Origin of the sequence: Pseudomonas sp. C6002 (genome assembly GCF_013385805.1) — a bacterium.
GTDB lineage: Bacteria > Pseudomonadota > Gammaproteobacteria > Pseudomonadales > Pseudomonadaceae > Aquipseudomonas.
Window position 1 is genome coordinate 101,277 of record NZ_JACAPH010000018.1, and the last position, 22,274, is coordinate 123,550.

The window sequence follows — 22,274 nt, forward strand, 5'->3', positions numbered from 1 at the left end:
GGGATAGTTGTGCGGTAATCGCCCCAATTGGCGAAAAGCGCAGCTTTGGGCTCAGTTTTCACCTTCTTATGCCGGGCACTCAAGTGAAAAATGCCAGCAACACCTTCAATGACAACTCTTTCACCGGATACGTTCGGATGAAGCTTGCGGGCCATAAAAATAATGAAAACGCTGAAAACCCAAGTCGCCATCATCGGCGCCGGTCCCTCGGGGCTGCTGCTCGGTCAACTGTTGCACAACGCGGGGATCGAAACCCTGATTCTTGAGCGCCAGACGCCGGATTACGTGCAAGGGCGCATACGTGCCGGGGTGCTGGAACAAGGCATGGTCGACCTGCTGCGCCAGGCCGGCGTGAGTGCGCGGATGGATGCCGAAGGCCTGGTGCATGAGGGCTTTGAGCTGGCGCTGAATGGGCAACTGACCCATCTCGACCTCAAGACGCTGACCGGCGGCAAGACGGTGATGATCTACGGGCAAACCGAAGTCACCCGCGACCTGATGGCCGCGCGCCAGGCCAGCGGCGCGACAACGTTGTATGAAGCCGGCAACGTGCAGCCCCATGATTTGAAGAGCCCGGAGCCGTGGCTGAGCTTCGAACATAAAGGCGAGCAGTACCGGCTGGACTGCGACTACATCGCTGGCTGCGATGGATTTCACGGTGTGGCGCGCCAGTCAATTCCCACCGAGGCATTGAAAGTCTTTGAACGGGTCTATCCGTTTGGCTGGCTGGGCATCCTCGCCGACACCCCGCCGATCCACGATGAACTGGTGTACGCCAAGCACGAACGCGGTTTTGCCCTGTGCAGCATGCGTTCACCGACCCGCAGCCGTTATTACCTGCAGGTGCCGGCCGATGAGTCGGTGGACGACTGGTCCGATGAGCGCTTCTGGGATGAACTGAAAACCCGTTTGCCCAACTCACTCACCGAGCAACTGGTGACCGGCCCGTCCATCGAAAAGAGCATCGCGCCGCTGCGCAGTTTTGTGGTGGAGCCGATGCAGTACGGCCGCCTGTTCCTGCTCGGCGACGCGGCCCACATTGTGCCGCCCACCGGCGCCAAGGGTTTGAACCTGGCGGCCAGCGATGTCAGTACCTTGTTCAATATCCTGCTCAAGGTGTATCGCGAGGGCCGGGTAGAGTTGCTGGAAAAGTACTCACAGATTTGCTTGCGGCGGATCTGGAAGGCCGAACGGTTTTCCTGGTGGATGACCTCGATGCTGCATCAGTTTCCTGAAGCAGACGGCTTCAGCCAGCGCATTGCACAGAGCGAATTGGAGTATTTCGTGGACTCAGAGGCGGGGCGTAAAACCATTGCAGAAAATTACGTCGGACTTCCTTACGAGACTATCGAATAGTCAGCTATCTAGTACACTGACAAGCATTCCCGTGGGCCTCCTTTTCCCGCGGGCCCTTGCTCGCAGGTTCTGCCGTGACCAACCTCAATCAGCCCGCCACACCCGCCGTGCGCAGTGTCCTTGTCGCCTTGATGATGGCGATCTTTCTCGGGGCTTTGGACCAGACCATCGTCGCCGTCTCCATGCCGGCGATTTCCGCCCAGTTCCATGACGTCAACCTGCTGGCCTGGGTGATCTCCGGCTACATGGTGGCAATGACCGTGGCCGTGCCGATCTACGGCAAGCTCGGCGACCTGTACGGGCGCCGGCCAATGATGCTGATCGGCATGGGGCTGTTCACCCTCGCGTCACTGTTCTGCGGCATGGCCCAGAGCATGGAGCAACTGGTGCTGGCGCGGATCCTCCAGGGCATCGGTGCTGGCGGGATGATTTCGGTCAGCCAGGCGATTATCGGCGACATTATTCCGCCCCGTGAGCGCGGGCGCTACCAGGGTTACTTCAGCAGCATGTACGCGGTGGCGAGCGTGGCCGGCCCGGTGTTGGGCGGCTACATGACCGAGTACCTGTCGTGGCGCTGGGTGTTCCTGATCAACCTGCCGCTGGGCGCGGGCGCCTGGTGGGTGGCCCATCGCACGCTGGTGGGGCTGCCGGTGCCGCAACGCAAGCCGGTGATCGACTACCTCGGCACTGTGCTGATGATCGTCGGTTTGACGGCGCTGTTGCTGGGTATCACCGAAATCGGCCAGGGCCATCATTGGCGCGACGATGAAGTGCTGGGGCTGTTGGTCTGTGCCGTGGTGGCGTTGACGGTGTTTGTGTGGCACGAGCGTCGGGCGCGGGAGCCCTTGTTGCCGATGCACCTGTTTGCCAACCGCAGCGCGGTGTTGTGCTGGTGCACGATTTTCTTTACCAGTTTCCAGGCGATTTCCCTGACGGTGCTGATGCCGCTGCGCTACCAGACCGTCACCGGTTCCGGTGCCGACAGTGCCGCCTTGCATTTGCTGCCGCTGGCGATGGGTTTGCCGATGGGGGCGTATTTTGCCGGGCGCATGACCTCGGTGACCGGGCGTTATAAACCGATGATCCTGATTGGCGCCTTCTTGAGCCCGATCGCGATTTTCGGCATGGCGTTGAGTGCGCCTCAGGCGGTGGCGGTCACCAGTCTGTTTATGTTGCTGTGCGGGATTGCCGCCGGGATGCAGTTTCCGACTTCCCTGGTGGGTACGCAGAACTCGGTGGAGCAGCGGGATATCGGGGTGGCGACCAGCACCACCAACCTGTTCCGTTCCCTGGGTGGTGCGGTTGGGGTGGCATGCATGTCGGCGCTGTTGCTGGCGTTGTTGCAGGACTCCAGTTTTGCGCACCTGGCCAGTGGGGCGCTGGTCGCGGAAGGGAGTTCGGGGAATGTGCTGCTGGATGGCTTGAATGCGGCGCCTGGGCCGGCGCAGGATGCCTTGCGGGGGGAGTTGTTGATTACCTTCAGGCATTTGCTGATGGTCAGTGCCGGGGTGTCGTTGTTGGGGTTGGCGGCGGCGATTGCCATGCCTAATCGGGTGTTGCGGGGGCGGGAAGACAAGGCCAAATAGTTGGACCAATGAAGATTAAATGTGGGAGCGGGCTTGCTCGCGAATGCGGTCTGTCAGCTGATAAATAGGTTGGCTGATACACCGCATTCGCGAGCAAGCCCGCTCCCACATTCGATTGCGTTCCAGCATTTAAATAGCTGACCTTCACGGGCTGTAATACCCCACAGCCACCATGAAATGTCCGGTTTTGCGCAAATACGCATGCTTGTTCTCAACCTTTCCGGTCACCGGATTTTTCCAGCGGTACTTGTATTCCCCCTGATCCTGCTCGGCCATGACCGCCAGGATCGGCTCACCCACCGGCTTCCCGTCGGGATCCTTGATCTTGCTGAAATCCGTATTCACCAACCGCGGAGTCGTGCCATGGGCCACGTAGCGCTGGGTGTCGAGGTCAACCACAAACACATACAAATCGTCCTGTAGAAAACCACCCTGCATGGCGTTGATCGCCTTGAGCGTTCCAACCGGGTCTTTCTCCAGCGCCTTGACGGCTTTGTTTCGCAGCGCTCTGGCATGTTCCGGCGTCGCCCGCGGCAGGTAGTAGCCAACGGCCAAAATCCGCTGCCCGACGCGCTGGTAATACACATGCTTGCGCTCCACCTTGCCGTCATTCCAGTTCTGCCACCGGTAATCGGCCTGCTGGATGCCACTGCCTTCCGGCACCGCCAACGCCTCCTTGAACGATTTGTTCAGATCCGGCCCCAGTACCTCGGAAACATTGCGCCCGATCAACGCGGAAGAGGGCCCGCCACTCGCCAGCAGCACGCCCTTGGTGTTGACCACGAACACGTAACGGTCCTGGTCGACGAATTCACCCTGGCGGCTGAACGCCGCAAAAGCCTTGTCACCATTCGTCTGGTAATACGCCAAGGCCTTTTCCAGCAAGGCCTTGGCAGCTTGGGCATCCGCCTCCTCAGCGGTGGCGGCGTGCACCTGGCCAACACATAACAGCAGCAGCCAGGTGGCTCGGAGCATTGCCTTCATTACCCGTCCCTCGTTCTTGTTGGTGTGCCAAGAGCGTAGACGGTTTGCCGGCAAATCAGAACGGTTTGGTCGGCAGGTATTTGCCATCCAGGGTGATCACCGCGCGGGAGCCGCCGTCCGGGTCTTCGACCTTCTTGATGTCCAGCTTGAAGTTGATCGCGCTGATGATGCCGTCGCCAAATTGTTCGTGCACCAGGGCCTTGAGGGTCGAACCGTAGACCTGCAGCATTTCATAGAAACGGTACATGGTCGGGTCCGTCGGCACGCCGCCCGGAAAGCTGCCGCGCAGGGGCACGGTTTGCAGCAGGCGGCTGGCGTCCTGGTCGAGGCCAAGCTTGTCGCAGACCACATCGGCAGCGTCCTTGGGCAGCGGATGCTGGCCGAGCAGGGCGGCGGTAACGAACGCCAGGCTCAGGCCGGTGCCGTCGGTGAGGTCCTGCCATGACAGGTTCTTGCGCGCCTTGATGTCGATGACGGTGTCGGCCAGGGCCAGGCGTGGGGATTGGGCGAATTGGGATTGCAGCATGGTGATGTCCTCTTGGGTTTGAATAAGGTTCAGGCGGCGTAGGCACGGGTGGCCGGGTGGTCGAGCAGCGACACGAAGCGCCCGCTGCGGCCATCCAGGGCGTCGATGGCGCCGCTTTCGATGTCGTAGACCCAGCCGTGCAGGCTCAGCCGGCCTTGTTCCAGGGCCAGGGCCACGGAAGGGTGGGTCTTGAGGTTGGCCAGTTGGGCGACCACGTTTTCCCGTACCAGCGAGTTCAACCGGTCGGCATCCGATGCGTGAGTGCGGGCGGCGTTGATCACCTTGGCCGACTCGGCGTGGCGCAGCCAGTTGGCCACGGCGGGTAAGTGATCCAGGCATTTGCAGGTGGAGATCGCGGTCATGGCGCCGCAGTCGGAGTGGCCGCAGATCACGATGTCGCTGACGCCGAGAACGGCCACTGCGTATTCGACGGTGGCCGACACGCCGCCAGGCTCCGGCCCGTAGGACGGGACGATGTTGCCGGCGTTACGGATCACAAACAGGTCACCGGGTTCCTGCTGGGTCAGCAGTTCCGGGACTACGCGGCTGTCGGAACAAGACACGAACAACGTGCCGGGGTTTTGCGTGGTAGCCAGGTGTTTGAACAGGTCGCTGCGTTGGGTGAAGGCTTCACCCTGGAACTTGCGAAAGCCGTCGATGAGATCTTGCATGGTGGTTCTCCTTGCGTCGCTGATGGGGCAAGGATGGAAGTTTTCAGCTATAGCGTCCAAGACCGGCTTATTATGGTTTCTATAAGTCATGCCTATAGTTGGAGCGCCTTCCATGTTGCTGCGTCATATCCGCTACCTGCTGGCCGTTGCCGAGCACCGTAATTTCACCCGGGCGGCGGAGGCGCTGCATGTGTCGCAGCCGACCTTGTCGCAGCAGATCCGGCAACTGGAAGACACTCTCGGTGCGCCACTGCTGGACCGTTCCGGCAGAAGCGTCAGCCTGACCGATGCAGGCGAGGCCTATGTGCGGTTTGCGCGCCTGGCCTTGCAGGATCTACAGGCCGGCACCCGCGCCATGCATGACGTGCAGGACCTGAGCCGTGGCAGCTTGCGCCTGGCGATGACGCCGACATTTACCGCTTACCTGATCGGGCCGCTGCTGGCGCGATTTAACGGGCTGTATCCGGGGATTACAGTGAGTGTCGAGGAGCTGACCCAGGACCGCATGGAGGCGGCACTGACGGAGGATTTGCTGGATATCGGCATCGGTTTTACCGGCGAGCATTTGCCGGATATCGAGTGTGAAGGGGTGTTTGTCGAGGCGTTGAGCGTAGTGGTGAGCGCCGGTCATCCCGGCATTGATCGACAGTCGTGGCTCCAGCAGCCGTTGGTGCTGCTGAATGCCGGCTTCGCCACGCGTCGCTATATCGATGAGTATTTTCGCAGCCAGGCGGTGAAACCGCTGATTACCATGGAGGCCAATTCCATCAGCGCGATTATCGAAATCGTACGAAATACGCAGTTGGCGACCATCCTGCCCAGCGCGATTGCCCAGGTGCAGCCGGGGTTGCAGGCGGTGCCGCTGAGCCCGCCGTTGCCGCAACGCACGGCGGCGTTGCTCAGCCGCAGGGGAGGCTATCGCAGTGCGGCGTGCAGGGCGTTTGTCGAGCTGGTCAGGGCGCAGCCAGCCACTGATTGATGATGCCGTCATACACGCCGGTCACCGTGCTCAAGTGCAGCCACTGGTCCACGTAACTCTTCCATGCGACATCATCGCGGGGCAGCAGGAACGCTTTTTCGCTGTACTGCATGTACCGCTCGGGATTCACCGCGCACAGTCCCGGCTTGAGCTTCTGCTGATACCGCGCCTCGCTGGCGTCGGTGATCATCACGTCCGCCTTGTTCGCCAGCAGTTCCTCGAAAATCGTCACGTTATCCGGGAACAGCGTCAGTTGTGCCTTGCCCAAATGCGCCCGCGCAAATACTTCATTGGTGCCGCCCGCAGGCTCGATCACGCGTACCTGCGGCTGATTGATCTGCTCCACCGTCTGATAGCGCTGCACATCGGCGCAACGCACCAGCGGGATCTTGCCGTCGACGCCCAATGGTTGGCTGAAAAACGCCTTTTTCTGCCGCTCCAGGGACACTGAAATACCACCCACCGCAATATCACAGCGCTGGGCCAGGAAGTCCGGCATCAGGGTTTTCCAGGTGGTCGGCACCCACTTCACCTGCACCGCAAGGCTCTTGGCCAGCGACTGGGCCATCGAAATGTCGATGCCTTCGTAGCTGCCGTCCGGGCGTAAATAGCTGTAGGGCTTGTAGTCGCCGGTGGTACAGACGCTCATTTCGCCGCGCTGGAGCACTTCATCCAGGCGCGACGCAGGGCTGTCGGCCAGGGCCTGGGCAGACAGGCCGGCCAGCAGGGAAAGGGTCAGCAATGCTTTCATGCGGTCGGGTCCTTGGGCATGGGCAGGGCCGCCATTATTTGCAAATGTTTAGCCACGGCACAACCAAACTCCATCAAGACTGGATTTAACGGCTTAACCTCGCGTGTGAGGCTGCCCGGCATCTCTTTATTGTGAATCCCGCATGGACGGTTCCCCCGACACACACCCTGAGACATCGCCAGGCGCCACCGCGTCCAGCCGTCCGGATGGTCGTCGAGTCACCGCTGATGCCCTCCCTTCCGAACTCGCCTTCTGGGCGCTCTGGCACTGCCGCCACGCGCGCCCACCGGACACCTTTCTCCTACGTTGATTTGCCCGAATGGATGCCCCGCGCATCTGCCCGGCAGCGCCCGCGCGCCTGCCTGACGCGAACGTATGAGAATGCCCATGAACACGCCCTTTGCCACCCTGCACGAAGCCCAGTCCTTTCTTGAGCAGAACCCGGATATCGAGATGTTCGAGCTGTTCATCCTCGACAACAACGGTGTGCCTCGCGGCAAACTGCTGCACCGCGATGAACTGCTGGCGGTCTATGAAAGTGGCCGGCCGCTGCCGAGTACCATCCTCGGCCTGACCATCAATGGCGACGACGTGGAGAACTCCGGGCTGGTCTGGGAAGTCGGTGATATCGACTGCCGCGCTTACCCGGTCAGCGGCAGTTTGCAGCGCATGCCGTGGCGCCTGATCCCGACGGCAGCAGTGCAAGTCAGCATGCACCCCACCGAAGGCATGCCCGCTACCGTGGCCGATCCCCGGCACCTGCTGGCCAGGGTGATTGACGACCTCAAGGCCGACGGCTATTACCCGGTGATGGCGGCGGAGCTGGAGTTCTATTTGCTCGACCAGAAACCCGACAGCAACGGCCGCCCGCAACCGGCGCGGGATGTCGACGGCGGGCGCCCGCGCTCGACCCAGGTCTACGGCCTGCGGGAGCTGGAGCAGATCGAACCGTTCCTCGCCGACCTCTACAGCGCCTGCAAACTCCAGGGCATCCCGGCGCGCACGGCGATTTCCGAATACGCCCCGGGCCAGGTGGAAATCACCCTGGAACATCGCAGCGATGCCCTGCAAGCCATGGACGAGGCGGTGCGTTACAAGCGCCTGGTCAAGGGCGTAGCCCACAAGCACGGGATGACCGCGTGTTTCATGGCCAAGCCGTTTGACGATCTGGCCGGCACCGGCATGCACATGCACGTCAGCCTGGCCGACCGCGACGGCAATAACCTGTTTGCCAGCGAAGCGCCCGACGGCACGCCGCTGTTGCGCCACGCGGTGGGCGGCATGCTCAGCACCTTGCTCGACTCGTTGCTGATGTTCTGCCCCAACGCCAACTCCTATCGACGCTTCCAGACCAACAGCTACGCGCCGCTGGCCGCGACCTGGGGCGTGGACAACCGCACCGTCACGCTGCGGGTGCCCGGCGGGCCGGCGTTTTCCCGGCATATCGAACACCGTATCTGCGGCGCCGACGCCAACCCGTACCTCGCGGCGGCCGCGATTCTGGCCGGTATCCACCGGGGCATCCGCGAACAGCGCGACCCCGGCGCGCCGGTGGAAGGCAACGGTTATGCCCAGGCCAAGGAGTTGCTGCCCACCGATTGGCTGACCACCTTGCGTGCGCTTGAAGGCTCGGTTTGGGCGCGGGAGGCGTTCGGCGGCGAATTCCTCGGCGTGTACCTGGCGGTCAAGCGGGCCGAATACCGTCAGTTCATGGGCGAGGTGGGCGAGCAGGATTGGCGCTGGTATCTGCACCAGGCCTGAAGATGAAGGCGCTGATCACAGACAGTTAACAGACAGGCAGCGGGCTGGATACTGGTTCTGCATTAACGGCGAACAATCCTTCGACCTTTTTTTCACGAGACGGTGGTTAAGCTGCGAATGTCTGATCCATTAACAGAGTCGTGTGATGCCGTCGCAACCGCCGTCTTCCATCGAGATTGAATTTGCCGAACGCGCTGGCCAGCAGCATGCCCTGGTCTGCGCCGACACGCGTCCGCCGGGGCTGTTGCGGCGCCTGGGGTTGTGGCGCGATGAGCAATTGGTGCGCCGTGCACTGAAGATCGCCGGCGAGCCAGGGCTGATTCTCGACCTGGCGTGCGGCTCCGGGCGCTTTTGGCCGGTGCTGGCCGAGCACAGCAACCGGGTGATCCTGGCGTCGGACAATTCCCAGGACATGCTCGACCACGCCCGTACCCACCACGCGCCGGGCTTGCTCAAGCGGATCAAGACCTTTCAGGGCTCGGCATTTTCCATCGGCCTTTCGGCCAACGCGGTGGACTGCATTTTTTGCCTGGAGTTGTTTCGCCATGTGCCAACGGCAGAAGGGCGCCTGGCCCTGCTCGGTGAGTTTCATCGGGTAAGCCGCGACACGGTAATTGTTTCGGTCAACAGCGACAGCGGCTACCGGGCGTTGCAGCCTGGCCCGGCGGCAGTTGCCAGCCACCGGGCGCAAGTGGAGGCGGAGTTTCGCCTGGCGGGTTTCAAGGTCCTCGGTCAACAGGAGTTCATGCCCGGCTCAGCCATGTGGCGGGTGTATGTCCTGCGTAAGAGAGGATAAGTACCGACTGTCGGACTATTCTTCAGCTCCTATAAGAGTTTTCATGGCGGATGCTGTACTGCGAATGCTCGCAACTCCCTTTCGCGATATATACTGCGCGCCATTCTTCAAGGGAGAGCCGTGTGGCCATCGATATTCACTGGATCTGCGACAACGATAGCCTCGGCCAGCACTGCGCCAAATGGCAGCAGTTGCCATTCGTCGCCCTCGACACCGAATTCATGCGGGTCGACACCTTTTATCCCATTGCCGGGCTGATCCAGATCGGTGATGGCGTGCGCGCTTACCTGATCGACCCCCTGACCATCGACAACTGGCAACCCCTGGCCGCCTTGCTGGAGAACCCGGCGGTGATCAAGGTGGTACACGCGTGCAGCGAAGACCTGGAAGTGTTGCTGCGCCTGACCGGCAGCCTGCCGGTGCCGTTGTTCGACACGCAACTGGCGGCGGCCTACCTGAACCTCGGTTTCTCCATGGGCTATTCGCGGTTGGTGCAAGCCGTCCTCGATATCGAGTTGCCCAAGGGCGAGACCCGCTCCGACTGGTTGCAGCGGCCATTGTCCGAGACGCAAATCAGCTACGCCGCCGAAGACGCGGTGCACCTGGCAGAAGTCTACACACGCCTGCGCCCGAAGCTTTCCGACGACAAATACGCCTGGGTCCTGGAAGACGGTGCCGAACTGGTGGCCAACCTGCGCCGCGAAGTCGACCCGTACGAGGTTTATCGCGACGCCAAGCTCGCCTGGAAACTCTCCCGTGCCCAGCTCGCCGTATTGCGCGAACTGTGCGCCTGGCGCGAACAGCAAGCCCGTGCCCGTGACCTGCCGCGCAACCGGATCATCCGTGAGCACTCGTTATGGCCCCTGGCCAAATCCCAGCCGGATAACCTCGCCGCGCTGGGCAAGATCGAAGACATGCACCCGCGCACCGTGCGCCAGGACGGCGAGTTCCTGCTGGGCCTGATCAAGCGCGCCGGCAGCGTGCCCATGGACCAGTGGCCACCGGCGGTTGCCGAGCCATTGCCGGTGGACGCCGCCACGCTGATCAAGCAACTGCGCGCCCTGGGCCAGGCCGAGGCCGAACGCCTGGACATGGCGCCGGAACTGATGCTGCGCAAGAAAACCCTTGAAGCCCTGGTCAAGAGCGGCTACCCCGAGGGGCCTTACCAATTGCCAGATTCGCTGCGTGGCTGGCGCCGCGAACTGATGGGCCAGGCGCTGCTGGACAGCCTGGCCACTGCCGGAGAACAGCCTTGAAACGTATCTGCTCCATCTATCGCAGCCTCAAACGAAACGAGATGTACCTCTACGTGCTGAAAAGCGATGCACTGGAGCGCGTGCCGGAAAGTCTGCTGGCCGCCTTCGGCAAGCCGCACCACGCCTTCGACCTGGTGCTGAGCCCGGAGCGCAAGCTGTCCCGCGAGGACATCACCGTGGTTCTGGAGAACCTCGAAAAGCAGGGTTACCACCTGCAAATGCCGCCGGCCGAGGACGAGTACATCGAACACTTGCCCGAAGAGCTGCTGCGACGCAATGACCCGATGTGATCGGTCAGTGCCCCGTCCGGGGCACATTCATCAATGGAATTCAATTTTTGGCGGCGGCCGCACGGTACAGTGAACTGGACCGGCGGCCGCCTGCAGTGTTTTTGAAAGGTTTGAACCATGCGCGTTCTGATTGCTGAACACGATCACCCGCTGTACGCCCGGCTGCTGCGCGAAGCGGCGCCGGACCTTGAGGTCATGACCAGCGGCGACTCCGCCGAATTGTCGCGCCTGGCGGCCGATTGCCCGGTGTGGCTGGGCCAGCCGGATCTTCTGGCCACCTTGCTGCGCCAGGGGCACCAGCCACAATGGCTGCAATCCACCTGGGCCGGCATTACGCCGCTGCTGGCCGACGGCCTGCCGCGGGATTACCGCCTGACCCGCGCCGTGGGCATTTTTGGCCAGGTGATGGCCGAATACGTGCTGACTTACATGCTTGGCCATGAGCGTGAAGTGCTGGCGCGGCTGGTCAGCCAGGTCGAGCGCAAGTGGGATAACCGCATGGGCCAGAGCCTGGCGGGGCGCAAAGTGCTGATCGTCGGTACCGGTGATATCGGCCGCAGCGTTGCGCAATTCCTGCAGCCGTTTGGCGTTGAGCTGTACGGCATTGCCAGTGAGGCCCGTGAGCAGGCGCCGTTTGTCGAAGTTGCCGGCCTCGACGCGTTGCCGCGCCTGGTGGGTGAGGTGGACTACGTGGTCAACCTGCTGCCTAACACACCGAACACCCACGATTTGTACAATGCGGCGCTGTTCAAGCAATTCAAGCCGACCGGGTTGTTCATCAACGTCGGGCGCGGCGTGGCGGTGGTCGATGCAGACCTGGTGGAAGCGTTGAAGGAAGGCCATCTGGCCGGCGCGGTGATTGACGTTTGCCGTCAGGAACCATTGCCCCAGCGCCATCCGTTCTGGACCGCCTGGGGCTTGCTGCTGACCGGGCACAGCTCGGCGCCGACTTCGCCGGGGATGATGGTGCAATTATTTGTCGAGAATTTGCGCGCGTACCAGGCGCAGGAAACGTTGCGCGGCGAAGTGAGTTTCGAGCGCGGTTACTGACAGCGCGAAGGCCCGGCAACGCGTGTTGCCGGGCGCTTACAAATTTCTGCAAACACTAATCAGATGTTCGTTTCGCAGGCCGTATGTGAGGCTCGTACCCCTCTCCAGATGGGTACATTCTCATGTTGAATGCTGGCACTGTGTCTCTCCCTCCACGGGTAACTCCGCAACTTTCCCCGCTTTCTACCGAGCCGGCGGCGCTCCCTCTATTGCCCTCTGCTCTGGGTGCTACGGCCGATCGCAATACGCAGGCCCTCGCTCCAGTCCCCCGGCAATCCGGTCTCACCGCGGCGTTGGGCGACCGCGAGAATCTGCGGACACTGGGCCAGAAGCTCAACGAAATCGCCAGCCGTCTTGGGGTGAATGCCAGCCCTCAAGCGGTGCTGGCCGCGCTGCAAACGACACCGATGCAAATACACCCCGACTCGTCCTACCCGACCCAGGCGGGTAAAGCGGCGACGGTAGAGACCTTTCTCGGAAGTATCGGCTTGGGGTTGCCCACCAATCATTTTCAGCTGACCGGTCATGCCCATGCGGTGAGTGACAGGGCACTGGAGCATCCGCTCGGCAATTTTGGCGGTGGGTTGTCCTGGCCTGTTCCCTTGAGCGCCGCTGAACAGCGCAGGGTACTGGCGGCGGCTACCGACTATGGCAGCCAGAACCCCAATGCACCACACATCGGCGCAAGCGTGGGTGTACTGGAATATCTGAACGCGAACCAGCCGTTGTCGGGCGAGGCATTGGCTGATCCTGCCAAGGCACTCGAAACCCTCGTCGGCTCCACCCGCGGGCAGGCACTGGGGCAAGCCATCCGGGATCAGCTCGGGGGCGTCGCCACCGATGCCAGCGTGAACGAATACGTACTGAGCGCAATCCACCTGCTGCTGGATCCCGAGTCCATTACGGCGCCGCACCGTAACCGTGTGGCAGGTTTCGACCTCGCGCAACACGCCCACTGGGGCAGGCCGGCTTCGGCAGTGCTCGAGCGCCTGAGCACTTTCCTGCACGAAAATCACCAGACCAGTCCCGAGATGGCCAAGGCCGGCGCCTATTTGTTACTGGCACGAAAGGCGCCCGAGTTTTTGATCAAGGACATCCCCGACCGCGTGACCTACGGCAGCCCGGCCTGGGTAAGTCTCGCGGTCGCAGCGGCGGCCATAGAGGCGCAGTTCCCCGGAAAGGTGGCGCACATGACCTTTGCCCAAGTCATGTCCAGCGCGGAAAACGCGATCCTGACGAATCGAGCCGCCGCCGAACATGCACAAAAGGCGGCATTGGTGGACTGGGCCGTGGTCAACGGGATCGTCACATGCCAGCCAGGTGATCGTTACAGCGACGATGAGATAGACCGTGCAAGGACGGCATTCAACGCACAACTGAAGTCGACGCTTGCGGCTACCGGTTTGTTGGAAGCGGAGATTCCAAGCCGTAAAGACATTGCGTTGGCCCATTTGAAGGAGCGGTTTGGCGAACACGTACCTTTTGAAGAGAAACGACTGAAGGTCGTTGACTCGAAACAACCGTCAGCCCAACCACTTTATGATCCGAACCGGGCGCCCGGCGGGCTTTTCTCGTTGTTGGACATCGCCATGAGCGGACTTGGCCAATACCCATGGGAAACCAGGGACCCGAGCATTGCCGAGGCAATCAAAGGCAAGAGCCTGGATTTCAGCGTGAACAAAATCTTCAACGAAGAATTTGAACAAGCAATCACTTCTCGCCAGCAAGGGGTTCGCAGCGTCATCAGGCACCTTGTCGCAACACTGCCCTTGGTTGACCGGGAAAACCTGGAGTTTGCAAAGCTCGAGTTTTTTCAGAAAAACACTTATGAACTGGGCCTCGACTTCACCTCTAAAAAACGCCAGGGCGCGGAAAACAAACTGTGGGTCAAGGCCACCGGAAGGAATGGCAACACTGTTTATGAAATTGATTTGAACGCAGGTGCAATCAAGTCGGTGCCGACCTCGGAGTTAACAACAAAACGCGAGCGGCAGGCCAACAAGGAGTTCAAGACGGAGCCCTTCAAGCCCAAGACCGTGAGCGAGGCTGCCCTTGGCCAAAAGAGCCAGGACGGCTTGTCAACGCCGCCCCCCAGTTTTTCCAGTGCGCGAACCCAGCACATCGCCGATGCCTTTGTTGAGCATCTTGATCTCGACAGTGATGATATAAAAACCTATGCCCGGGGTGTCACCTCATTCGATAAACAAATGGCAACCGAGTGGAACGTCACCCACTTTTTCTTGACCTGATTCCGCTCAGGTCAGCCATCGTGAATTTTTCCAGGGGCAACCACCTGGAAGGGGCCAGTGACCTGGCGCTGGATGTCTTTGGTTTTGTCACGGCGGGCGCGGGTGTGGCGGCGAAAGTCACGAAGGCGGGAGCCAAGGTCGCGAGCGCCGCCGCCAAGGCCATTCAAGTGGCAAAAGTCATCGGTGTGGCTGCCATTCAAGCATTCAACCCATTGGATGGCTTCAGCGAACTGGTCGCGGGCGGTGCCCGGTTGCTGGGCAAAGGCGCCAACTTTGTACGCGCCACGGGTGCAGAGGTGGTCAACAAGCTCAGGGGCGCGAGCGGCAGCTATGACCTGTTGAAGGCTGCCAGTAAACACTATGACGCAGCAGCGACGGGTACCTTCAAGGTCGCCGGGCAAAGCGTTGATGGAGGCGCGGTACTCCAGAACGGTCGATGGTATGCGTTTGATGTGGACAGGATCCGGCCTTACGGCAGCCCTCTTGAAGGCTTCACCGCAAAAACGAGTGCGATGGATGGGGCGATCATCACCACGCCTGCCGAGCCGGGCAGCGCCCTGAACAACCGGTTGCTTGGCGACTACAGCGTGGCCGAATCGAAAATAGCCGGGCTTGCGCGCAACAGTCAGGGGATCTATGTGGCGGCGGACGGTCACTTGTCCCACATCCGCCATACCGATACTGCCGGCAACACTGCGGTCTACGAAGTGCGGCAAGTGACTCGCACCGCCGACGGTGCCGTACAGGCGCAGATTTATCACAACAACCGGCAAACGCCGTTGCTGGTGCAGCACCTTCAGGGGGACCAATGGCAGCGCCTGGGGGCACGCGGCGGTAACCGGCCTTCTGTGGCATCAGACCTGGGGCCGGAAATTGGCGGGGGCGGTGAGGGGACGATCTACGACAGTCTCGACGGGAAAAGTGTCTATAAGGACTATGGCCCTTCATCCATGACTTCTGCCGACGACTTTGTCGATAACGAGACCCTGTGCCTGAACAGCTATTACGGTGACGGCTTTGCAACCACGATATTTGAAAATGGTCGCCGTTATTTGAAAATGGGCAAGCTGGACGGGGTGGATGTAAATACCCTGGCAAGGGGAAGTTTGCCCCCAGAGGCCAGGCTTTTACTGGATGACGCATTTCGGCGCATGGAACAGAAAAATCTTTACCACAACGATCTGCAGTTAAGTAATTTCCTGTATTCAGCGAGGGATAATAAAATCTATCCAGTGGACTTGAACGCAAACGGTCTTGAAGACATGACACCGTTTCTCGCCAGTATGTACAAGCGTGATCGAGACGAGCTGCGCAGGGCCTATTACGCGCTGATCGCCAAGGCATAGCTGCACTTGTGGCGGGTGTACCCTGCTGTGATCGCAGCAGCAGGGTTTTGACGTGACCGTCAACGACTGCCAGAGCGTGTTCAGTCCTGGTGGTTGAAGTCGCCTTCGGACACCAGCTCGTTCAATGGACGACGCGGGCTCGGGGTTTCCCGGGCTTGCAGGTAGTCGGCCAGGGTCGATTTGTCGCCGAGCTTGCCAATCGCCACCGCAGCGTGCAGGGCGTAACCTTCAGGAATCTTCAGTTCCTTGCGGGTCAGTTCCTGGTCGAAACCGGCCATGCCGTGGGTGTGCCAGCCGCTGAGGCTGGCTTGCAGCGCCAGGTGGCCCCAGGCCGAGCCGGTGTCAAAGGTGTGCCACAGGGCCGGGGTTTCTTCGGTGGCACCAGGCACGGCAAAGGTCGTCTTCGACGCGACGATCACCAGGGCCGAGGCATGCTGTGCCCAGCCACGGTTGAATTCGTTCAGCAGGCCCAGGAAACGTTCCCAGTTCGGCGTGTCGCGGCGCGCATAGAGAAAACGCCATGGCTGCGAGTTGTAGGCCGAAGGTGACCAGCGCGCGGCTTCGAAGAAGCTCAACAGGGTGTCCACCGGGATGCTTTCGCCGGTGAAGGCGCGCGGCGACCAGCGGTCGGTGAATTGTGGGTGGATCGGATAGTCGGCGACGCGTGGGTTGCTGCTCATTGGGCTGATCCTGATGAAAAACCGGGGTTCAAAACTACTTCGCCGCCGGGTGGCTGACAAGTCTTGTTCTACCGACAGTCGTAAGCGCTTGGCCCCGGGGGCCATGGGCACTAGACTGGCGGCCTTTTAACATACCGATATTGATGTAGAGCCATGGCCGCCAAAGTCGAACCTTTCTGGATCCGCAAAACCCTCGAACAACTCGACCAGGATGAGTGGGAGTCGTTGTGCGACGGCTGCGGCCTGTGCTGCCTGCAAAAGCTCGAGGATGAAGACGACAACAGCGTCTACTACACGCGCATCGCCTGCAAACTGCTGGACCTGAAAACCTGCCAGTGCACCGATTACCCCAACCGTCGCGCCTCGGTGCCCGATTGCATCCAGCTCACTCCGGGCCAGGCCGACCAGTTCAAATGGCTGCCGCCCACCTGCGGTTACCGGCTGGTCAGCGAGCGCAAGGACTTGCCGCTGTGGCACCACCTGGTCTGCGGCGATCGCGACGCTGTGCACCAGGAACGCATTTCCCAGTCCGGGCGCATGCTCAGCGAAGGCAGCGTGCCCGAGGATGACTGGGAGGATTACCTGATTTTTCGAGCAGGCTGAGAAGGAGTGTGTATGACGGTTGGAGCCAGGCTGGCGGCGAGCCTGCTGTTGTTGGTATTGAGTGCGCCGGCGTGGGCGGCGAAGAAAGTTGACCTGGACTATCACGTCAAGCTGTTGCCCCAAAGTGATCAGGCAGAAGTGCGCCTGAGCCTGTCCCAGGGCTCGGCGGTGCGCAGCCTCAACTTCGACCTGGGCCGCGACGGCGACTACAGCGACTTCAAGGCCGATGGCCAGTGGCAAGTGTTGCCGGGCAATACCCCGGGTGACAGCCGCGGCCTGTGGCAACCGAGTGCCGACAAGGCCAGCCTGACCTACCGTGTACGCCTCACCCACGCCCGCAAGAAAGGCGTCTATGAAGCGCGGATGACCCCGAGTTGGGCGCTGTTTCGCGGCGAAGACCTGGTGCCCACTGCACGTCTGGATCAACAGGACGGTATTGAACTGGTGTCGCGCCTGGTGTTTGAACTGCCTGCCGGCTGGAAAAGCGTCGAGACGTCCTGGCCGCGCATCGGCAAGAACAAATTCCGCATCGATAACGTTTCCCGCCTGTTTGACCGGCCCACCGGCTGGATGCTCGCGGGTACGCTGGGCAGTCGCAGGATGCGCCTGGGGGAAACCGAAATCACCGTGGCGTCGCCCAAAGGGCAAGGCATGCATCGCATGGATGTGCTGACCTTGCTGACGTTTGTCTGGCCGCAAGTGCAAGCGGCATTCCCACGGCACCCGGCGAAATTGCTGGTGGTGGGCGCCAGTGACCCGATGCGCCGCGGTGCGTATTCGGCGCGGGACTCGATCTACCTCAACAGCCGTACGCCGTTGGTCAGCGAGAACGGCAGCAGCCCGTTGATCCGTGAAGTGGTGCAGGCTATCGGCCGCTTCAACGACCATCAGGGCAGCGATTGGATCAGCGAGGGCTTGGCGCAGTACTACGCCATTGAGCTGATGCGCCGCGCAGGGGGGATCAGCGAAGATCGTTATGCCGCCCTGCAGGCCCGGCTGGCCAGCGAAGGCAAGGACGTGACCACCCTGCGGGTCGAGCACGCCAATAGCGCGACCGTCTCACGAGCGGTGGTGTTGTTGCAGGAGCTGGACCGCGAGATTCGTGTGAAAACCCACAACAAGCGTTCGCTGGATGATTTGACCCAGGCGGTGATGCGCCTGAACAGCATCAGCACCAAGGAATTCGTGCAGCTGGGGGAGAGCATTATTGGCGAGTCGTCGGTAGTACTCGATACCAAACTGCTGCACTGAAACCAAGGTGGGAGCGGGCTTGCTCGCGAAAGCGGTGTATCAGAAACACAGTCAGTGACTGACACTCCGCTTTCGCGAGCAAGCCCGCTCCCACTTTTGATCGGGGTTAACCCACAGTTTTGCTGGCGTTTTCAGCCGCCACTTCAGCCTTGGTCTTGAGGTTTTTCAGTTCCTCACCGGCGCGTTCGATCTTGGTTCGCACGCTGTTCATTTCCTGGCGGCTGCGCTCCAGCAACTCTTTCGCCGAGCTATGCCCGCTGATCCCGCGTGCCAGCGCTACGCCGCCAATCGCCACCTGGATCAAACCGAAAAAGCCGCCACGGCGCAGGCCTTTGCCCATCATCACCACACCGCCAGCCAGGGAGCCGATGCGTTCCCAGCCCTGGACGTTTTGCGTGGGTTGGGGCTCGAACGGGGTGGACCGGATAACGGGTCGCAGGGTTTTGCTGTCGCTCATGATCTGTCTCCAACAAGGGCTGATTGATATGCAGCTGACTGCACACAGGCCGCGGATGTTCCCAAAAAATCAGTATTTGGGGCCCGAACGGGTGTTGTTGCCCTTGGCCAGACGGTCGTAAAGCACCACGTTGACGGTGGCGGCGAGGTTCATGCAACCGGTGGTCGGGATGTAGATCACGTCTTCACACCAGTCGCGAATCTCTTTGTCGAGGGAGCCGTCTTCCGGACCGAAGATATACAGCGCACGGTCCGGATGGGTGTATTCGGGGAGAGGGCGGGCGCCTTCCACCAGCTCGACGGCGACCGGGATGCAGCCCAGGGGCAGGATCTTTTTCAGGTCGTCGATACCGATCAGCGGAATGTCGTGGTGGACCTTCTTGGTGTCGGTAATAAAGTCCCGGGCCCGCTCATAGCGCTTGCCGGTGTAGAACACCGAGGCCACGCCGTAGCAGCCGGCGGCGCGCATCACCGAGCCGACGTTTTCGGGGGATTTGGGGTTGTACAGACCGATGCAGCTGTAGCGTTTATTGCCCACGGGAAAGGGTGCCTTCGAGAAAAACCGCGATTATACGGGGATTGCTCGAAAGGCGGTCAGTTTGAGCGGCACGTGTTGCAACACTGTGGCGAGGGAGCTTGCTCCCGCTGGAGTGCGAAGCGCTCCCAAAAAACGTGGGGCCGCTACGCAGCCCAGCGGGAGCAAGCTCCCTCGCCACAACAAGCCTTCTCCCACTGCGAGCCATCTCCCACAGCAGGTCGTTCATTACATCGCTTCAGTCGTCTTTCTTCATCAACCCGGCCAACGCCGCAAACGGGTTGTGCGTCGCCTTGGCGATCGTCGGGCTGCTGGTGGAGCCTTCGCCGAAATACTGCTGGTCGGTATAACGCGAGTGTTCGTTGTCGTGGCAATACAGGCACAGCAACTCCCAGTTGGAGCCGTCCTGGGGGTTGTCGTCATGGTTGTGGTTGCGGTGGTGCACGGTCAGTTCGCTCAGGCGCTTGCCGGCGAATTCACGGGCGCAGCGGCCACACACGTGGGGGTACATCTTCAGGGCTTTGTCGCGGTAGCCCATTTCCCGGTCGCGCTGGGCATCGGCGAGGATGCGGTCCAGCTTGGCGGTGTGGGAGGGCGGGTTGGTCGAGCTCATCATGGCTCCTGTCTTTTAGTGGATCACGGATAGCGTTGATTCTAGCTGCTTGCGGGCTAATAAACCTCCGGCTTTTTCAGGCGCAGTCATGCCGGTGAGGGGGATTGTTTGTAGTATCGACGAACTGAATTCATAAGGAGCGGTACTCATGCGGATGCATTCATGGTTGTGGGCGCTGCTGTTGTGCGCCGTCAGTGTTCAGGTCCAGGCGTTTTCCACGCCCCAGCCAGGCCAGGTGATCAATGTGGCGCTGGAGCAGCTCCACCCTACCCAGGCCGTCATCGGTTTTGATCAGATACATTACAAGCTGGGGGTATTTGCCGAGTCGCCCAAAAAAGTGTTCGACGAATACTGTGAAACCAACGGCCAGGGCGGTGTCGACAAGGTGCCTGAAGATGCCGATCTGCATAAGCCGGGCAGCTTCACCTGCAAAGACCCGGTAGGCGCCCACCCGGCGGACATGAAAACCGTGGTGGTCGGCCCCGCTGGCCAGTTGTACCTCACTGACGGCCACCACTCGTTCAGTACCTTGTGGGAGCAGCCAGGTGCCGGCGCCAAACTGAAGATGTGGGTGCGGGTCACCGATAACTTCAGCGACAGTCCCGACCTGGTGACTTTCTGGAAACGTATGGAGCAGGGCCGCAAGGTCTGGCTCAAGGACGGCCAGGGCAAGACCATCACGCCTGAGCAAATTCCGACACACCTGGGCTTCAAGGACCTCGGCGACGATATGTTCCGCAGCCTGGTTTACTTCTCCCGCAAGGCGTCCTACGGCAAGCCGACCTCTGGTGAGGTGGTGCCGGAATTCCTGGAGTTTTACTGGGGAGGGTGGTTGCGCACGCAGATTGACCTCGGCGCGTTCAACCTGAACAAGCAAGGCGGGTATGAAAAGGCAATCGAGGCGGTAGCCAAGCGCATGGTCAGCCTGGCGCCCGAGGCACCGGTAGGAGACAGCGGCTTCAGCGCCCGGCAGTTGGGCGGCTTCACGTCACTTGACCGCAAAGAACTGAACGATACGTTCAAGAAGAAAGTGCCCTACGTTATCGACAGTAGAAGTAACTAAGTGACGAACCGGCAGGGGCGGCCTTGTGCTGTTTCTGTCGGGCGTATAACGGCTGAATATACAGTAAAGATCCGGCAGATATCGATTTAAATGCCGTGGGGCATTTAATTGGCTTCAGGGTGATAAAGTGTTGGACTAACTTTGCCAGTTTGTTTAATGTGGCGCCTCTTGGCCTACTGCCGTTAGTGTGTTCTGTGGTGGCGTCAGGTAGTCAATACGTCAGGTCTTTCCTGGCGACTGTCAGTTTCCCGCAAGCCGGGCTTTCCTTTCACGATATCAACCCCCATGGTTGACGTTGTGGCGTTTCAAATCAGAAGCGCTCATCCAGAGCGTACTGCTTCCAATAACCGAAGTCGGGTGGTTGAAGTGTCTGATGATCGTCGTGCAAATAATAAAAAATCGACGCGTTACCCTGTTGTTATAACTTGATGATTCGGGATAAGTGTCCTGTGCAAGTTATAAGTTTATGGTGCCCGTTAATAAACTTCTGATGTTCATCTCGCTGACATTCACACTGCGTGAATGCAACGGCCCGCTTCAATTGAATACATGCAATTTTTTGTAGAGGCTGTTGTGTCTAAAGGCGTTGTTCTGGCGGTTTCCGCTTCCTTCCTGTTTGGTGTGCTGTATTTCTTTACCTCCCTTCTTGAACCCTTGAATGGCCAGCAGATATTTGGCTGGCGAATGCTCATCTCGTTGCCCTTCATGACGTTGCTGCTGTGCCTCTCCGGAGACTGGAAGTGGGTGCCGTTGATCTACAAGCGTCTGCGGGAGAAACCCGCATTGCTGCCTTGTGTCGTGCTCACCAGTGCCCTGGTGGGTGTGCAGTTGTGGATCTTCATGTGGGCGCCCCTCAATGGCCACGGCCTGGATGTGTCGCTGGGCTATTTCCTGTTACCGCTGACCATGGTCATCACCGGGCGCATCGTTTACGGCGAACGCCTTTCCCATCTGCAAAAAATTGCCGCTGCGCTGGCGGCGGTGGGCGTGGCCAACGAGCTGTATCGCACGGGCGGGTTCTCCTGGACCACCCTGGTGGTGTGCGTCGGTTATCCGCTGTATTTCGTGCTGCGCAGGCGTTGTGGCACCGACAACCTCGGCGGGCTGTGGCTGGACATGATGCTGATGATTCCGGTCGCGCTGTGGTTCGTCCTCGGTAGTGAGCCCATCAACGAGACCCTGGCGCAGCGCCCGGCGCTCTATTGGCTGGTGCCACTCATGGGGTTGGTCAGCGCGGCGGCGGGTTATTCCTACATCCTGGCCAGCCGGCTGTTGCCGTTCAGCCTGTTCGGTTTGCTCAGTTACGCGGAACCGGTGCTGCTGGTGGCCGTGTCGCTGATGCTGGGAGACGCTCTCAAACCGGGCCAATGGATGACCTACCTGCCGATCTGGCTGGCGGTGGTGGTGTTGGTGCTGGAAGGCTTGAGGCATTTGAATCGACTGCGCCGGTCGATCTGACTTCAACCCACGCA

At 60.6% G+C, this 22,274-nt stretch carries 22 protein-coding genes; 14 read left to right on the forward strand and 8 right to left on the reverse strand.

Annotated features, from left to right (window positions below; genetic code table 11):
- Window positions 1-171 precede the first annotated feature (171 nt).
- Both pobA and HX817_RS12875 read left to right on the forward strand, forming a co-directional pair.
- Entirely contained in the window at window positions 172-1,356 is a 1,185-nt protein-coding gene (gene pobA / locus HX817_RS12870; RefSeq protein ID WP_177040368.1) for a 4-hydroxybenzoate 3-monooxygenase, read from the forward strand.
- 74 nt (window positions 1,357-1,430) lie between these two features.
- Window positions 1,431-2,942, forward strand: a complete 1,512-nt coding sequence (locus HX817_RS12875) for an MDR family MFS transporter (RefSeq protein ID WP_008437917.1) — start codon at window positions 1,431-1,433, stop codon at window positions 2,940-2,942.
- 144 nt (window positions 2,943-3,086) lie between these two features.
- Here HX817_RS12875 and HX817_RS12880 read toward each other — a convergent pair whose 3' ends face one another.
- From HX817_RS12880 to HX817_RS12890, 3 genes are read right to left on the reverse strand one after another with little or no spacing between them, the layout of a single operon-like run.
- Complete coding sequence (locus tag HX817_RS12880; RefSeq protein WP_003210658.1) at window positions 3,087-3,926, reverse strand: cache domain-containing protein; 840 nt, start codon at window positions 3,924-3,926, stop codon at window positions 3,087-3,089.
- A gap of 55 nt (window positions 3,927-3,981) precedes the next feature.
- A complete protein-coding gene (gene cynS / locus HX817_RS12885) occupies window positions 3,982-4,452 on the reverse strand; it encodes a cyanase (RefSeq protein ID WP_003210659.1) in 471 nt (156 codons plus the stop codon).
- A 29-nt stretch (window positions 4,453-4,481) separates the two neighbouring features.
- Window positions 4,482-5,123 carry a carbonic anhydrase gene (locus HX817_RS12890; RefSeq protein ID WP_087692575.1) on the reverse strand — a complete coding sequence of 214 codons (642 nt, stop codon included), beginning with the start codon at window positions 5,121-5,123 and terminating at the stop codon, window positions 4,482-4,484.
- Window positions 5,124-5,235: 112 nt separating this feature from the next.
- Here HX817_RS12890 and cynR point away from each other — a divergent pair, with 112 nt between their 5' ends.
- Window positions 5,236-6,102: a transcriptional regulator CynR gene (cynR, locus tag HX817_RS12895; protein ID WP_177040332.1), complete on the forward strand. Its 867-nt coding sequence runs from the start codon at window positions 5,236-5,238 to the stop codon at window positions 6,100-6,102.
- Here cynR and HX817_RS12900 read toward each other — a convergent pair.
- Window positions 6,077-6,853: a transporter substrate-binding domain-containing protein gene (locus HX817_RS12900; protein WP_087692574.1), complete on the reverse strand. Its 777-nt coding sequence runs from the start codon at window positions 6,851-6,853 to the stop codon at window positions 6,077-6,079. The genes cynR and HX817_RS12900 overlap by 26 nt on opposite strands.
- A gap of 387 nt (window positions 6,854-7,240) precedes the next feature.
- On the opposite strand from HX817_RS12900, the gene HX817_RS12905 reads away from it, so the two are divergent.
- The 7 genes from HX817_RS12905 to HX817_RS31310 all read left to right on the forward strand — a co-directional run bounded on the left by HX817_RS12905 (window position 7,241) and on the right by HX817_RS31310 (window position 15,601).
- Complete coding sequence (locus HX817_RS12905; protein ID WP_177040333.1) at window positions 7,241-8,614, forward strand: glutamine synthetase family protein; 1,374 nt, start codon at window positions 7,241-7,243, stop codon at window positions 8,612-8,614.
- A gap of 145 nt (window positions 8,615-8,759) precedes the next feature.
- Window positions 8,760-9,410 (forward strand): class I SAM-dependent methyltransferase, encoded by a 651-nt coding sequence (locus HX817_RS12910; RefSeq protein ID WP_003210665.1) that lies wholly within the window; start codon window positions 8,760-8,762, stop codon window positions 9,408-9,410.
- 122 nt (window positions 9,411-9,532) lie between these two features.
- A complete protein-coding gene (rnd, locus tag HX817_RS12915; RefSeq protein ID WP_177040334.1) occupies window positions 9,533-10,666 on the forward strand; it encodes a ribonuclease D in 1,134 nt (377 codons plus the stop codon).
- Complete coding sequence (locus tag HX817_RS12920) at window positions 10,663-10,956, forward strand: YcgL domain-containing protein (RefSeq protein WP_003210667.1); 294 nt, start codon at window positions 10,663-10,665, stop codon at window positions 10,954-10,956. The genes rnd and HX817_RS12920 overlap by 4 nt, the downstream gene beginning before the upstream one ends.
- A 117-nt stretch (window positions 10,957-11,073) precedes the next feature.
- Entirely contained in the window at window positions 11,074-12,006 is a 933-nt protein-coding gene (locus HX817_RS12925; protein WP_003210668.1) for a D-2-hydroxyacid dehydrogenase, read from the forward strand.
- Between the two features lie 209 nt (window positions 12,007-12,215).
- A complete protein-coding gene (locus HX817_RS31305) occupies window positions 12,216-14,255 on the forward strand; it encodes a hypothetical protein (RefSeq protein WP_256348726.1) in 2,040 nt (679 codons plus the stop codon).
- Window positions 14,225-15,601, forward strand: a complete 1,377-nt coding sequence (locus HX817_RS31310) for a hypothetical protein (protein ID WP_256348727.1) — start codon at window positions 14,225-14,227, stop codon at window positions 15,599-15,601. Before HX817_RS31305 ends, HX817_RS31310 begins: the two co-directional genes overlap by 31 nt.
- 80 nt (window positions 15,602-15,681) lie before the next feature.
- On the opposite strand, the gene HX817_RS12935 is transcribed toward HX817_RS31310, so the two are convergent.
- Window positions 15,682-16,281, reverse strand: a complete 600-nt coding sequence (locus tag HX817_RS12935) for a nitroreductase family protein (RefSeq protein WP_008437924.1) — start codon at window positions 16,279-16,281, stop codon at window positions 15,682-15,684.
- 153 nt (window positions 16,282-16,434) lie between these two features.
- Between HX817_RS12935 and HX817_RS12940 the strand changes: the two genes are divergently transcribed.
- A complete protein-coding gene (locus tag HX817_RS12940) occupies window positions 16,435-16,884 on the forward strand; it encodes a YcgN family cysteine cluster protein (RefSeq protein WP_003210671.1) in 450 nt (149 codons plus the stop codon).
- Between the two features lie 12 nt (window positions 16,885-16,896).
- A complete protein-coding gene (locus tag HX817_RS12945; RefSeq protein ID WP_177040335.1) occupies window positions 16,897-18,135 on the forward strand; it encodes a hypothetical protein in 1,239 nt (412 codons plus the stop codon).
- A gap of 106 nt (window positions 18,136-18,241) precedes the next feature.
- On the opposite strand, the gene HX817_RS12950 is transcribed toward HX817_RS12945, so the two are convergent.
- The 3 genes from HX817_RS12950 to HX817_RS12960 form a co-directional block, all read right to left on the reverse strand.
- On the reverse strand, window positions 18,242-18,592 hold the full coding sequence (locus tag HX817_RS12950) for a DUF2892 domain-containing protein (RefSeq protein ID WP_003210673.1): 351 nt from the start codon (window positions 18,590-18,592) through the stop codon (window positions 18,242-18,244).
- A 69-nt stretch (window positions 18,593-18,661) separates the two neighbouring features.
- A complete protein-coding gene (locus HX817_RS12955; protein WP_003210674.1) occupies window positions 18,662-19,129 on the reverse strand; it encodes an RNA methyltransferase in 468 nt (155 codons plus the stop codon).
- 235 nt (window positions 19,130-19,364) lie between these two features.
- On the reverse strand, window positions 19,365-19,739 hold the full coding sequence (locus tag HX817_RS12960) for a YajD family HNH nuclease (protein WP_003210675.1): 375 nt from the start codon (window positions 19,737-19,739) through the stop codon (window positions 19,365-19,367).
- Between the two features lie 148 nt (window positions 19,740-19,887).
- Between HX817_RS12960 and HX817_RS12965 the strand changes: the two genes are divergently transcribed.
- Window positions 19,888-20,802, forward strand: a complete 915-nt coding sequence (locus HX817_RS12965) for a ParB/Srx family N-terminal domain-containing protein (RefSeq protein WP_177040336.1) — start codon at window positions 19,888-19,890, stop codon at window positions 20,800-20,802.
- A 573-nt stretch (window positions 20,803-21,375) separates the two neighbouring features.
- A complete protein-coding gene (gene rarD, locus HX817_RS12970) occupies window positions 21,376-22,260 on the forward strand; it encodes an EamA family transporter RarD (protein ID WP_023659097.1) in 885 nt (294 codons plus the stop codon).
- Window positions 22,261-22,274: the final 14 nt, after the last annotated feature.

Excerpts from the sequence above, each read along its gene's own strand:
- HX817_RS12880 (WP_003210658.1), bottom strand. The coding sequence starts at position 3,926 with ATGAAGGCAATGCTCCGAGCCACCTGGCTGCTGCTGTTATGTGTTGGC.
- cynS (WP_003210659.1), bottom strand. The coding sequence starts at position 4,452 with ATGCTGCAATCCCAATTCGCCCAATCCCCACGCCTGGCCCTGGCCGAC.
- HX817_RS12890 (WP_087692575.1), bottom strand. The coding sequence starts at position 5,123 with ATGCAAGATCTCATCGACGGCTTTCGCAAGTTCCAGGGTGAAGCCTTC.
- cynR (WP_177040332.1), top strand. The coding sequence starts at position 5,236 with ATGTTGCTGCGTCATATCCGCTACCTGCTGGCCGTTGCCGAGCACCGT.
- HX817_RS12900 (WP_087692574.1), bottom strand. The coding sequence starts at position 6,853 with ATGAAAGCATTGCTGACCCTTTCCCTGCTGGCCGGCCTGTCTGCCCAG.
- HX817_RS12905 (WP_177040333.1), top strand. The coding sequence starts at position 7,241 with ATGAACACGCCCTTTGCCACCCTGCACGAAGCCCAGTCCTTTCTTGAG.
- HX817_RS12910 (WP_003210665.1), top strand. The coding sequence starts at position 8,760 with ATGCCGTCGCAACCGCCGTCTTCCATCGAGATTGAATTTGCCGAACGC.
- HX817_RS12925 (WP_003210668.1), top strand. The coding sequence starts at position 11,074 with ATGCGCGTTCTGATTGCTGAACACGATCACCCGCTGTACGCCCGGCTG.
- HX817_RS12935 (WP_008437924.1), bottom strand. The coding sequence starts at position 16,281 with ATGAGCAGCAACCCACGCGTCGCCGACTATCCGATCCACCCACAATTC.
- HX817_RS12940 (WP_003210671.1), top strand. The coding sequence starts at position 16,435 with ATGGCCGCCAAAGTCGAACCTTTCTGGATCCGCAAAACCCTCGAACAA.
- HX817_RS12945 (WP_177040335.1), top strand. The coding sequence starts at position 16,897 with ATGACGGTTGGAGCCAGGCTGGCGGCGAGCCTGCTGTTGTTGGTATTG.
- HX817_RS12950 (WP_003210673.1), bottom strand. The coding sequence starts at position 18,592 with ATGAGCGACAGCAAAACCCTGCGACCCGTTATCCGGTCCACCCCGTTC.
- HX817_RS12960 (WP_003210675.1), bottom strand. The coding sequence starts at position 19,739 with ATGAGCTCGACCAACCCGCCCTCCCACACCGCCAAGCTGGACCGCATC.
- HX817_RS12965 (WP_177040336.1), top strand. The coding sequence starts at position 19,888 with ATGCGGATGCATTCATGGTTGTGGGCGCTGCTGTTGTGCGCCGTCAGT.